This is a genomic window from Flavobacterium sp., assembly GCF_041911335.1.
GTDB lineage: Bacteria > Bacteroidota > Bacteroidia > Flavobacteriales > Flavobacteriaceae > Flavobacterium.
Genome location: NZ_JAYRPD010000008.1, coordinates 1 through 13,042, shown reverse-complemented (window position 1 = coordinate 13,042; position 13,042 = coordinate 1). Strand labels below are relative to the sequence as shown.

The window sequence follows — 13,042 nt, the reverse complement described above, 5'->3', positions numbered from 1 at the left end:
AATGATAATATTTGCCCAAGTATAGGTTTATTTGTATTTTTGGAACGCCTGAAGAGTGACATGTTTGAAAATTTTTGAAAGTTTTTTCAAAATAAATCATTCTCAGGCACTTTTAAAAATTAAACTTTCGGACGGTAGTGTCCCATGATAATTTGTTTTTTATAGTTTTCTCAAATTTAATCATTTATATCTAAAAAGAATCTTTTTGAAGCGAATTTATAATAGTTTACTAATTTATATTCTCGTTTCCTTTTTCTATATTTGCCAAAAGCCGAAAGCTATGTTACAATTAAATGTAAAAAACGAAACTTCCCGATTAAGGGCTGTGGTGTTAGGAACTGCTACAAGTAACGGTCCAACACCTACCATTGAAGAAGCCTATGATCCTAAATCATTAGAGCATATTAAAGCCGGAACCTATCCTGTGGAAGCAGATATGGTAAACGAAATGGAAGCTTTTAGCAAAGTGTTCCAAAAATACGACGTAAAAGTCTTCAGACCTCAAATTATTGAAAATTACAACCAAATTTTCGCCAGAGACATCGGATTTGTTATCGATGACATTTTTATCAAAGCCAATATTTTACCGGATAGAGAGCGTGAATTAGACGCGATTCAATACGTAATCGATCAAATTGATCCTAAAAAAGTGGTGCGCCCGCCAGAAGAAGTGCATATTGAAGGTGGTGATGTAATGCCTTGGAATGAATATATCTTCATTGGAACATACAAAGGTTCGGATTACAAAGATTATATCACAGCAAGAACCAATATGCAAGGTGTAAATTATATTAAAGAATTATTTCCAAATAAAATTGTGAAAGCATTCGATTTAGTAAAATCGAAAATTGAGCCTCGTGATAATGCTTTGCATTTAGATTGTTGTTTTCAACCTGTAGGAACTAATAAAGGAATCATTTACAAAAGTGGTTTCCGTGAAGAAGCCGATTATATGTTTTTAGTGAATTTATTCGGAAAAGAAAATCTATTTCACATCGAAAGAGAAGAAATGTATCATATGAATTCCAACGTGTTTTCCATTGCTCCTGATGTTGTAGTTTCTGAAAAAAACTTCACCAGATTAAATAATTGGTTACGCGAAAACGGATTTACAGTTGAAGAAATTCCATACGCAGAAATTGCAAAACAAGAAGGTTTGTTGAGATGTTCAACTTTACCATTAATTAGAGATTAAAAACTTTGTTTCAAGTTGAAAACCTGAAATTTGAAACTTGAAACCTGAAACAAAAAAAATAACATGAACCAAACAACTAACTCCATATTGATGATTCGTCCGGTAGCATTCCGTATGAACGAACAAACAGCGGTGAATAATTATTACCAAAAAGTATTGGATAATTTAACACCAACTTCGGTTAACGCAAAAGCACAAGAAGAATTTGATACTTTCGTTCAAAAGTTAAGAATGATTGGATTAAATGTTGTGGTGGTTGAAGATACATTAAGTCCCGATACACCTGACAGTATTTTTCCAAACAACTGGATTTCATTTCATGAGAATGGAGACGTAGTTTTATATCCAATGTTTGCCGAAAATCGCCGTTTAGAAAGAAGAGAAGATGTTTTAGATCATTTAGAAAATGAAGGTTTTGTAATCAATGAAATTATGGATTACACTTCAGCTGAAGAAGACAATGTTTTCTTAGAAGGAACAGGAAGTATTGTTTTAGATAGAGCTAACGGAAAAGCGTATTGTGCTTTATCGCCAAGAGCTGACGAAGAATTATTCATCGAATTTTGTGAAGATTTTGAATTTACACCCGTAATTTTTGAAGCGTTTCAAACAGTAAATGGAGAAAGAAAACACATTTATCATACGAACGTAATTATGTGCGTGGGCGAAACATTTGCGGTTATTTGTGCAGATTGTATCGATGACAAGAAAGAACGTAAAATGGTCTTAGATAGCTTAAAAGGTGATGAAAAAGAAGTAATTCTTATCACCGAAGACCAAGTAAACAATTTTGCTGGAAATATGTTAGAGGTAAAAGGAACAGATGACAGAAGATATTTAATTATGAGCGCCTCAGCTCACCAAAGTTTGACTAAAAAGCAAATTGCACAATTAGAAGAACATGTAACTATCGTAAGTTCAAGTTTAGATACAATTGAAGCTTGTGGTGGTGGAAGTGCACGCTGTATGATGGCTGAAATTTTCTTGCCAAAAGAATAACTATAACGTCATTTAGAGTGATTTTAAAAGTAAAATCCCAAATTTAGAATTAATTCTGAATTTGGGATTTTTTTTCTTCCGTCTTCCGACTTTTTTATATTCCTCTGACAATACTCAAAACTGCACTAATAATATATTGAATACCAATAGCAATCGTTAAGAATCCAATAATTCGTGAAATAGCTACGATTCCAGAAGAACCTAACATTTTTGCTAAAAAGTGGGCACTACGAAGGACTAAATAAATAGTAGCTGCAACAACCGTAATTGAAATCGTTGAAATTATGATTTCAGAGGTTGAATTGTGTTCTTGATAATAAGCAATAAGTAATGAAATAGAACCAGGTCCGGCTAACATTGGCATTGCTAAAGGAGTAAGCGCAATGTGTGTTCTGTTTTGAACTTCTTTCTGAACTTTTTTATTGATTCCTTTGTTTTTACTGAAATTTCCATTCAATAATCCGAAACCTGAACTCGTAATAATAATTCCGCCTGCAATTCGTAAAGCTGTAATTGTGATTCCGAAGAAACTCAACACATATTGCCCAATAAAAAACGAAATCAACAAGATGATTAAAACGTTAATACTGGTGATTAAAGAAACTTTTGCTCGTTCAGCACTTGTGTAACCTTCGGTTAGGGCAACGAAAATAGGAACCGTTCCAATTGGGTTTAATACCGAAAATAAGGCGGCGAATAAATAAATAAATAATTCCATTGTTTTTTTACAAATTTAGTACAAGGTAATTATTTTATTTACGAATCAAAAAAAAATCTTCTTTACTTTTAGGTTTCCTTAATGTAAGTAAGGCTAATAAGCATCTAATGGAGAGTAAAAGGTGTTTTTTTCTTTTTCCAATTCAAGTTTATCAATGAATTTTTGAACGCCTTTACTGTTTTTGGAACAATCAACCGAAATGTAATGATGGTCGATATGAAAAGTAATTGAATTTCCCGGTTTAAACAGAACCAATTTATAATAAGGAATTACTAATGCGTAAACATCTAAGCGAGATTGAAAACCAATGATGATGCCATTTGGACGTAATTCAATATTGCAGAATTTAACCGAGTTGTTAACGTGTAATAAATCGTAAATAGCCGAACTACATCTGGTAATAAATAATTTTGGAGAACCGATGCCTCCTTTTTTGATGTTGTCAAATATTGAAAAAGGCTTGCCAACTAATTCATTGATTTCCCTTTCAATTTTTGGGTCTTTGTATGAGATGTTATAAAGCATTTTTATTTAAAATTACTTCAAAAATCGTTTCGAAATCAGACTTTAGCAAATTTTTATTATTTGTTTATTTATCGTAACTTTAAATTTCTAAATAAAAATAAAATGAAAACATTAGTTATAGGAGCTTCCACAAATAAAGAGCGATATTCATACAAGGCAATTCATAATTTAGTAGATAAAAGTCATCAAGTAGTAGCCATCGGAGCCAAAAAAGGAATGGCTTTTGATATCCCAATCGAAACCGAGAAATTAGATTTTCATGCGGTTGATACTGTGACTTTGTATCTCAATCCAAAAGCACAAGTGGAGTATTATGATTATATTCTGTCGTTAAAACCAAGACGCGTTATTTTTAATCCAGGAACAGAGAATCCTGAATTTTATAAAATATTGGAAGCAAACAATATTCAATATGAAGTAGCTTGTACTTTGGTATTATTGGCAACCAATCAATATTAAAATTTGGTTTGACTTGTAGCAGGTTTGCTAATTAACAACAAGCCAACAAAAGTAATAATGCCGTTTACGATAATTAATTCGTTGTCAATTACGTAATCTCCGAAAAGTGCTGCCGAATTTTTGACCAACAAAAAGCAAATCAATGGAGAAATAACACAGATAATGGGAACTAATTTATCGTGAACGGTTTTTGATTTCATAAACAATCCAAAAGCATACAATCCTAAAAGTGGTCCATAAGTGTAACTTGCTACTTTGAAAATCATAGTTACCACTGATTTATCATTTAATGAATTGAAAATGATAATTACCAAAAACATTAATAAAGAAAATCCAACATGCACAAAATGACGCGTTCTTACAGCGTTTGATTTATTTTGGTTTTCCGCTTTATCCATTCCTAAGAAATCTACACAAAAAGATGTGGTTAAAGCGGTTAAAGCAGAATCCGTTGTAGCAAAAGTAGCAGCTGTTAATCCTAGTAAGAAAACCACTGCCGGAATAATATTTAAGTGATTAAAAGCAATTTCAGGAAAAAGTAAATCGGTACGTTTTACACCATCAACCATAGGAACTGAAATGCCATTTTTCTCTGCATACAAGTAAAGCAAAGCTCCAACACTCAAGAAGAATATGTTAATCACCACAAAAATTCCGGTGAAAGTGAACATGTTTTTTTGGGCTTCGCCAATGTTTGCGCAACTTAAATTCTTTTGCATCAAATCTTGGTCTAATCCAACCATTGCAATGGTTACGAAGATTCCGCCTAAAATTTGTTTCACAACATAATTACCTTTTAGATAATCTTCATAGAAAAATACTTTAGAATAATTACTGTTTTTAACGGTTTCAAAAGCATCAATAAATCCTAAATCTAAACTATTACAAATAAAAATAATCGTCAAGAATACGGATGAAACTAAGAAAAACGTTTGTAAAGTATCGGTAATAATAATCGTTTTCAAACCGCCGCGATAAGTGTAAGCAAAAATTAAGGCCAATGAAATTAAAACTGTAACTGCAAACGGAACTTCAAAATCATCAAAAACAAAACGTTGCAACACAATCACCACTAAATACAAACGAAAAGCCGAACCAATAGTTCTACTAATCAAGAAAATGGTTGCGGCGGTTTTATAACTCACAACACCTAATCGCTGTTCGATATAACTGTAAATCGAAGTCAAGTTCATGCGATAATACAGTGGAAGTAAAACGGTGGCGATAATGATAAAACCAATCGCATTTCCTAATACAAATTGGAAATATTTAAACTGCAAATCAGGATTTCCGACTTCACCCGGAACAGATATAAAGGTAACACCAGAAAGTGCAGTTCCAATCATTCCAAAAGCAACTAAGTACCATTTTGCGTTTTTATTCGCCTTAAAAAAAGCATCGTTACTGCTGTCTTTTTTACTTACAAAATTGGATATAAGAATGAGGATTCCGAAATAAATAATAATGATAGCTAAAATAGTTCCTGAAGTCATAGGTTGGTTTTAATTTGTGCTAAAATAGGAAAAAGATAGAAGTTTGAAGCGAGAAGCGAGAAGAAAATTCATTTGTAATTATTTTCGGAAAACTCCCAACTTCCAACTTCCATCTCCCAACTTTTTTTTACTTTTGCTAAATGGAATTACCATCAAAATTACTAGAAAACGCGGTTAACGAAATGGCTCAATTACCAGGAATTGGTAAAAGAACGGCATTGCGTTTGGTGTTGCATTTATTAAAACAGCCTTCAGAACAAACTGAGGTTTTATCTTCAGCTTTAACAGCTATGCGAAATGATATTCAATACTGTAAAGAGTGTAATACGATTTCGGATGCGGATATTTGTGGTATTTGTTCTAATTCTTCTCGAGATAAATCGATAATTTGTGTGGTAGAAGATGTTCGAGATGTGATGGCATTGGAAAACACAGGAATGTTCAAAGGAGTTTATCATGTTTTAGGCGGGAAAATTTCACCCATCGAAGGTGTTGGGCCAAGTCAATTAAAAATCACTTCGCTTGTTGAAAAAGTAAAAGCAGGAAACGTAGCTGAAATCATATTTGCATTAAGTTCCACCATGGAAGGTGATACGACTAATTTTTACATTTACAAACAGATTAAAGAATTCGAAATTAAAACATCAACTATCGCAAGAGGAATTGCTGTTGGAGATGAACTCGAATATGCCGATGAGGTAACTTTGGGAAGAAGTTTATTAAATCGAATTCCATTCGAAACGTCAATAAAGCCATTTTGACAAAATTTTAATCAAAAATTGCGAATAGCTTCGTTTTTTTAATTGTAAAAACTATATTTGTTACCTAATTTAGTGTGGTTTTTCTTTTGTTGTGTTTTATTTACAAAAGTCAAGCAGTATCAGTATAGTTAACTCATGAAAAAAATACTTTTTTTAGCCTTATTTTCGGTTCTACTAACTTCTTGTATTTCTACAAAGGATTTGACGTATTTGCAGCCAAATCCCATATCAAAATCCGATTCGATTAAAGTTTCTCAAGAGGTTTCTAAACCTTACAGAATTCAAACAAACGATGTAATAAGTATTAATATAAAAGCTCTAGATCAAAAGTTAGTAGATATGTTTTCTACATCTTCAGGTGGATCTGGTCAAACTCAAAAGTCTCCGCAAACTTTATACTTTGACGGATATACTGTAGATGATCATGGAAATATTAGAGTGCCAATTCTTGGAGAGCTAAATGTTTTAGGATACACCACTGATGAAGTTAGAATAAAGATAGAAAAACAATTATTAGAAGAGTACTTTAAGAAGGAGGCTAATATTTTTGTTACTGTCAAATTAGCAGGATTGCGTTATACTATTAATGGAGAAATTGGAAGTCCTGGAACAAATGTATTGTTTCAAGATAGAGCTACAATTATGGAAGCTATTGCTAACTCTGGAGATATTCCTATAACAGGAAATCGAAAAGAAGTGCAGATTATTAGAAAATTTGCTCACGGATTTGAAACTTATAGCATCGATTTAACGAGTGAAACAGCAATGAATTCGCCTTATTTTTACATACAACCCAATGATTATATCATCATTAAACCGTTGAAACAAAAATCTTGGGGAACAGGGGTTACAGGGATGCAATCCGTTGCTACTATTATGACAGCCATCTCTTTAATTACAACACTACTAGTGTTGTCTAAAACTTTATAATTAAAATGTTAGATACTAAAGATTTTAATTTTTTTGAATCACAAAATTCATTTGATTTCAAGGGATTTCTTTTGAAAATTATAGGATATTGGAAATGGTTTGTGCTGTCTTTAATTATTACTTTTACGATTGCCTATAACGTGAACATAAGAAAAGAAAGTGTTTATGGAATGGAATCGTTGATTGTGGTGGAAGATCAGAATAACCCTTTTTTTACCTCAAATACGAGTTTAGTTTTTAATTGGGGAGGAACATCAGATAAAGTGCAAACTATAATTACGACTTTAAAATCGCGTTCTCACAATGAAATTGTAGTGGATAAATTGCAATATTATATCAAGTATTTAAAAAAAGGGGAGTATTATTTTCAAGATGCCTATGGCGAGGTGCCTTTTTATGTGGAAATTGATAAAACAAAAGGGCAATTGTTTGGTCAACTCATTAAAATTAAATTCCTCTCTCCTTCTCAATATGAATTGAGTGTAGATTTTGGCCAAGCAACATCAGCTTCAGTAATTCAATATGCTGATTTAGCTGTTAAGCCAGTAAATGTTTCGGGTGGAGAATACAAAAAGGTTTTTAAAATTAATGAAGCTGTAGATTTGCCATTTTTACATCTTAAATTAATGATTAAGCCTGAAGCATACGAATACACGAATCAAGAATATTTTGTAAGTTTTGATGATTTTAACGGAACTGTAGCTTCCTACAGAGGAATCGATGTTAGTGCGGATGCTAAAGCCTTATCGGTAGTACGTTTGCAGTTGGAAGGGACTAATAAACATAGATTAGTAGAATATTTAAATACAACAGTTGATGTGTTAAGAAAAATCCAATTGGATAGTAAAAATCAATTTGCAAATAACACTATAGGTTTTATTGACAGTACATTAAGAGAAATGGAAGGTCAAATCAAAGAAGCAGAAAATGAATTAAAAGAATTTAGAAAAGGTAAAAATATTTTTGAATTAGAAGAAGAAGGTGGTGGAGGTCTCTTAAGTGCAAGATTGTCTGAATTTGATATACAAAAAGATGCAATTAACAGAAAAATTGCCTATTACAATTTACTTAAAAATTATTTAGAGAAAACTACAGATTATGCTAAACTACCAGCACCAACAGTGGCTGGTATAGAAGATCCAAATGTTATTTCAAATGTAGCTAAATTAATCCAACTTTCTGCTGAACGTGCTAGCATGTCATATTCTGTTAAAAACAAGAAATTGTTTTCAGACTTTGATGTAGAAATGGAATCCATAAAAAAAGTATTATTAGAAAACATTGCCAGTGCTAAAAGTGCTCTATCTTTAGATTTATCATTGTTGAATAAAAACATTGCTAAAGCAGAAGGGGAAGCTAGTTTGTTGCCAGAAAATAAACAAGAGCATATCAAAATCACAAGAAAATATAATTTAAAAGATAAAATTTACAGCACTTTTTTAGAGAAAAGAAGTGAAGCTGAAATTGTAAAAGCAGCTAATATTTCAGATATTAATTTCTTAGATCCAGCAAAAGATGTTGGTGGTGGTTTGAGAGGTCCTAAAACAAGCATCAATTATATCTTAGCTGCGATGTTGGGCTTTTTAATTCCGTTACTTATTGTATTTGTAATTACATTGTTAGATAATAGCATTAATACAACTGACGATATTCAAAAATTAACAAATATTCCATTAATTGGAGTTATTGGTAAGAAAAATACAGAAAATAATTTATCCGTTTTTGAAAAACCGAAGTCTCCGCTTGCTGAATCTTTTAGAGCAATTCGTTCTTCATTACAGTTTATGTATAAAAAACAACAAAAAGAAGGTTCTAAGATTTTAATGGTAACATCTTCAGTCAGTGGAGAAGGAAAAACATTTTGTTCAATCAATTTAGCAACAGTTTTTGCATTGAGTGATAAAAAAACGGTTATCGTAGGTTTAGATTTAAGAAAGCCAAGAATTTTCGGAGATTTTAACATTGATAATATCACCGGAGTTGTAAATTATCTAATAGGTCAAAAAACAATTGATGAAGTAATTCAAAAAACACATATTACTAATTTAGATGTAATTCCTTCCGGACCTATTCCGCCAAATCCTTCCGAATTGTTAATGAGTGAAGCTATGGGTGAAATGATAGCAGAGCTGAAAACAAAATACGACTATATTGTTTTAGACACTCCCCCCGTTGGATTAGTTTCAGATGCTTTAGAATTAGCTCATTTTTGCGATGCAACGTTATATGTTACTCGACAAGGATTTACTAAAAAAGGGATGCTAAGCGTAGTGAATGATAAGCATAAAAGAGGCGAACTACATAATATCAGTATTGTGTTTAATGGTTTCCAAAATAAAGCTAAATATGGCTATGGTTACGGATATGGCTATGGTTATGGTTACGGAGCTTATGGTGAAGCTTACCACGATGAGGTAAAACCTAAATCGGGATGGAGAAAAGTATTGGGTAAATTCCAGAAAAACAGTTAAAACATTTCTTAAGAAGAATATATGACAAAGATTACAAATAAAAAAATATTAATCACGGGTGGTGCAGGTTTTATCGGTTCCAATCTTTGTGGGTATTTTTTAGAAAATAATGAAGTTGTTTGTTTGGATAATTTTTCGACAGGGTATCGTCATAATATTGAGCGTTTTCTGTTGAATCCAAAGTTTACTTTAATTGAAGGTGATATCAGAAATTTTGAAACCTGTGTGCAAGCCGTTTCTGGTGTTGATTATGTGTTACATCATGCAGCATTAGGAAGTGTGCCGCGCTCTATTAATGATCCGATTACTTCTAATGAAGTAAATGTTTCAGGTTTTTTGAATATGTTGACCGCTTCAAGAAATGCACAAGTAAAACGTTTTGTGTATGCAGCAAGTTCTTCTACTTATGGTGATTCAGAAGCATTGCCAAAAATGGAAGAGGTAATTGGGAAACCATTGTCGCCTTATGCTGTTACTAAGTATGTAAACGAATTATATGCCGATGTATTTAGTAAAACCTACGGAATCGAAACTATCGGGTTGCGCTATTTTAATGTGTTTGGAAGAAATCAAGATCCAAATGGTGCATATGCTGCAGTAATCCCTAAATTTGTAGCCCAATTTCTCAATCATGAAAGTCCAGTGATTAATGGCGACGGGAATTTTTCTCGCGACTTCACTTATGTCGATAACGTGATTCAAATGAACGAATTGGCTATGTTGACCGAAAATCCAAGAGCATTAAACACTGTTTATAACACTGCTTTTGGCGAAAGAACTACTTTAAATGAATTAGTTAATGCATTAAAAGAATTCTTGTCAGTCTATGATAATGAAATTGCTAATGTTTCCATTATTTATGGACAAAATAGGATAGGCGATATTCCACACTCATTAGCAAGTATTGAAAAAGCAAAAGAACTGCTAAATTACCAACCTAAATTTTCTATGAAAGAAGGTTTGAAAGAGGCGGTAAAATGGTATTGGAATAATTTGCAAGAGAAAAGTAAAAAGTAAAAAGATAATACAATGATTAAAAATATCTGTTGTATCGGTGCAGGATATGTTGGAGGGCCAACAATGGCTGTTATTGCTCAAAAATGTCCGCATATAAAAGTTACAGTTGTTGATTTAAATGAAAAAAGAATTGCCGCTTGGAATGATAAAGATGTGAATAATATTCCTATTTATGAACCAGGTTTAAGTGATGTCGTGGCTGAAGCTCGTGGAAGAAATTTGTTTTTTTCAACTGAAGTTGATAAAGCAATTGATGAGGCAGATATGATTTTTATATCGGTAAATACTCCAACCAAAACCTATGGTGTTGGAAAAGGTATGGCTGCTGATTTGAAGTATATCGAATTGTGCGCGCGTCAAATTGCACGTGTAGCTAAGAATGATAAAATTGTTGTTGAAAAATCAACATTACCAGTTAGAACAGCTAGTGCAATTAAAGAAATTTTAGAGCATACTGGAAATGGTGTAAATTTTCAAATTTTATCCAATCCTGAGTTTTTAGCTGAAGGTACAGCTATTGAAGATTTGTTCGCCCCAGACCGAGTTTTAATTGGTGGAGACACAACACCAGAAGGTCAAAAAGCGATTCAGGCTTTAGTAGATGTTTACGCTAATTGGGTTCCAAAGGATCGAATTTTAACAACAAACGTTTGGTCTTCTGAATTGTCAAAATTAACGGCTAATGCCTTTTTAGCGCAACGTGTTTCTTCTATTAATGCCTTAAGTGAAATATGTGAAAAAACAGGTGCTGATGTTAATGAAGTAGCAAGAGCTATCGGTATGGATAGTCGTATTGGTTCAAAATTCTTGAAATCTTCTGTTGGTTTTGGAGGTTCTTGTTTTCAAAAAGATATTTTAAACTTAGTTTATATTGCCAAATCATATGGCTTAAACGAAGTAGCAGATTATTGGGAGCAAGTAATTATTATGAACGACCACCAAAAACGCCGTTTTGCGAAAAACATTATCAAAACATTATACAACACCGTTTCGGGTAAGAAAATTGCGTTCTTAGGTTGGGCTTTCAAAAAAGACACTAACGATACAAGAGAATCAGCCGCTATTTATGTAGCTGACGATTTATTAAGTGAGCAAGCAACAGTAGTTGTATATGACCCTAAAGTAGGAGAAGAACAAATTCAATTTGATTTGAATTATTTAGAATCTCGTTCAGAAATAGAAAACGCAAAAGGTGTTCAAGTAGCAATTAACGCTTACGATGCCTGTAATAATGCACACGCAATTGCCGTATTAACAGAATGGGACGAGTTTAAAACATACGATTGGCAAAAAATTTATGACAATATGTTAAAGCCAGCTTTTGTTTTTGATGGGAGGAATATTTTGGATAAAGCTACTTTGGAAAAAATTGGTTTTGTTTATCAGGGGATTGGGTCTCGTTAGATTTTTTGGATAAGTGATTGAGACTTGAGCATTAGTTTTTGTTCTTATTCCTAGGCTAATTGTGTATTGTTTTTTCTTTTTTGTGTAAAGATTGCGTTTCTTTCTTTTTTTTATAAAAAAAATAAATACATTAGCTAAAAATTATTAATATGAAAAAAATATTTGTTTTAGTAACGGTTTTATAACCTCTTTCGTTTTTTCGCAAGAGGATACTACTGCTGTTAAGAAATGTCGATTTGGAGTTGGTTTTAATTTGATTAATAATACGGCAACTGCTGATGATCGTTATTTTGATACAGCAGATTTAAATGCTATTCCATTTGTTTCTACTTTTAGTTTGGATTATAAATGTCAGAGGCGTTTAGTTTTGGAGGTGTTTTATCTTTGAATGAATTGAGTAGTAAGAATAGGCAAAATGGGATGTCTATTTCCAATGATTATACTTATGTAGCTTTTGATCTTAATGCGAAATATACCTTTGATCAGCATTTAGTTGATGTTCGTTGGTTTGATGCTAGTATTGTTGGTGGAGCAGGTGTTTTTATGGTTGATAAAAAAGGCAATCAGTCATTGAATGCTGGTTTAGCTTTAGATTTTTGGTTGACTTCATCAGTTGGTCTTCGTTTGCATACTTTAGGTAAGTTTGCTGTTAATGAGGACTTGTTAGGTAATAACCATTTGCAGCATGCTGCTGAGTTATTGATTAAGTTTTAAGGATTTTTTATATTTTATAAAAAAAAGAATCGTTTTTTACGAGGGCACTGAAAAACATCTACTATTTTGATTAGTGCCTTTTTTAGTCAATAAAAAAACGCTTGTAACAGGATTTTAAATATCCGTTATAAGCGTTTTTCTTTTTGCAACTGTTTTTTATTGTAGTTTGTATAAGTTTGTTTTTGGCTTTTACAGGTTGTTTTTTCAAAAACCTAAGCAGATTGCGTTTTCTACATTAATTTGAGAATTCTTTTTAAGTTTACTGTGAATATTGCTATTGCACCTTGCATTTGCATATTGGTAATACCGTATGAAATTGCTTTATCATAACCGTGTACATTTTTTAATTCGCTATT

12 protein-coding genes are annotated in these 13,042 nt (G+C 32.3%); 9 read left to right on the top strand and 3 right to left on the bottom strand.

Translation table 11 applies throughout. The annotated features are described in order from the left end of the window. Nucleotides 1-280 precede the first annotated feature (280 nt). Together ACE3PD_RS00890 and ctlX are read left to right on the top strand one after the other, a co-directional pair. On the top strand, nucleotides 281-1,195 hold the full coding sequence (locus ACE3PD_RS00890) for a dimethylarginine dimethylaminohydrolase family protein (RefSeq protein WP_374398637.1): 915 nt from the start codon (nucleotides 281-283) through the stop codon (nucleotides 1,193-1,195). 63 nt (nucleotides 1,196-1,258) lie between these two features. Next, entirely contained in the window at nucleotides 1,259-2,194 is a 936-nt protein-coding gene (gene ctlX, locus ACE3PD_RS00885) for a citrulline utilization hydrolase CtlX (protein WP_374398635.1), read from the top strand. Between the two features lie 94 nt (nucleotides 2,195-2,288). On the opposite strand, the gene ACE3PD_RS00880 is transcribed toward ctlX, so the two are convergent. After that, entirely contained in the window at nucleotides 2,289-2,912 is a 624-nt protein-coding gene (locus ACE3PD_RS00880) for a MarC family NAAT transporter (RefSeq protein WP_374398633.1), read from the bottom strand. A gap of 93 nt (nucleotides 2,913-3,005) precedes the next feature. Then, nucleotides 3,006-3,437: a hypothetical protein gene (locus tag ACE3PD_RS00875; protein ID WP_374398631.1), complete on the bottom strand. Its 432-nt coding sequence runs from the start codon at nucleotides 3,435-3,437 to the stop codon at nucleotides 3,006-3,008. Nucleotides 3,438-3,539: 102 nt separating this feature from the next. On the opposite strand from ACE3PD_RS00875, the gene ACE3PD_RS00870 reads away from it, so the two are divergent. Beyond that, nucleotides 3,540-3,896, top strand: a complete 357-nt coding sequence (locus tag ACE3PD_RS00870) for a CoA-binding protein (protein WP_374398629.1) — start codon at nucleotides 3,540-3,542, stop codon at nucleotides 3,894-3,896. Here ACE3PD_RS00870 and ACE3PD_RS00865 read toward each other — a convergent pair. After that, on the bottom strand, nucleotides 3,893-5,389 hold the full coding sequence (locus ACE3PD_RS00865) for a sodium:solute symporter (RefSeq protein WP_374398627.1): 1,497 nt from the start codon (nucleotides 5,387-5,389) through the stop codon (nucleotides 3,893-3,895). The two genes, ACE3PD_RS00870 and ACE3PD_RS00865, sit on opposite strands and share 4 nt — an antisense overlap. Nucleotides 5,390-5,529: 140 nt before the next feature. On the opposite strand from ACE3PD_RS00865, the gene recR reads away from it, so the two are divergent. From recR to ACE3PD_RS00835, 6 genes are all read left to right on the top strand, one after another. Beyond that, nucleotides 5,530-6,150 (top strand): recombination mediator RecR, encoded by a 621-nt coding sequence (gene recR, locus ACE3PD_RS00860; RefSeq protein ID WP_374398625.1) that lies wholly within the window; start codon nucleotides 5,530-5,532, stop codon nucleotides 6,148-6,150. Nucleotides 6,151-6,285: 135 nt separating this feature from the next. Continuing rightward, nucleotides 6,286-7,080 carry a polysaccharide biosynthesis/export family protein gene (locus ACE3PD_RS00855; protein ID WP_374398623.1) on the top strand — a complete coding sequence of 265 codons (795 nt, stop codon included), beginning with the start codon at nucleotides 6,286-6,288 and terminating at the stop codon, nucleotides 7,078-7,080. A 5-nt stretch (nucleotides 7,081-7,085) separates the two neighbouring features. Continuing rightward, nucleotides 7,086-9,551, top strand: coding sequence for a polysaccharide biosynthesis tyrosine autokinase (locus ACE3PD_RS00850; protein WP_374398621.1), 2,466 nt, complete (start codon nucleotides 7,086-7,088; stop codon nucleotides 9,549-9,551). Nucleotides 9,552-9,572: 21 nt separating this feature from the next. After that, nucleotides 9,573-10,568: an SDR family oxidoreductase gene (locus ACE3PD_RS00845; RefSeq protein WP_374398619.1), complete on the top strand. Its 996-nt coding sequence runs from the start codon at nucleotides 9,573-9,575 to the stop codon at nucleotides 10,566-10,568. A 12-nt stretch (nucleotides 10,569-10,580) separates the two neighbouring features. Continuing rightward, nucleotides 10,581-11,972 (top strand): UDP-glucose 6-dehydrogenase, encoded by a 1,392-nt coding sequence (locus ACE3PD_RS00840; protein ID WP_374398616.1) that lies wholly within the window; start codon nucleotides 10,581-10,583, stop codon nucleotides 11,970-11,972. Nucleotides 11,973-12,320: 348 nt separating this feature from the next. Beyond that, on the top strand, nucleotides 12,321-12,686 hold the full coding sequence (locus ACE3PD_RS00835) for a hypothetical protein (RefSeq protein WP_374398614.1): 366 nt from the start codon (nucleotides 12,321-12,323) through the stop codon (nucleotides 12,684-12,686). Nucleotides 12,687-13,042 lie beyond the last annotated feature (356 nt).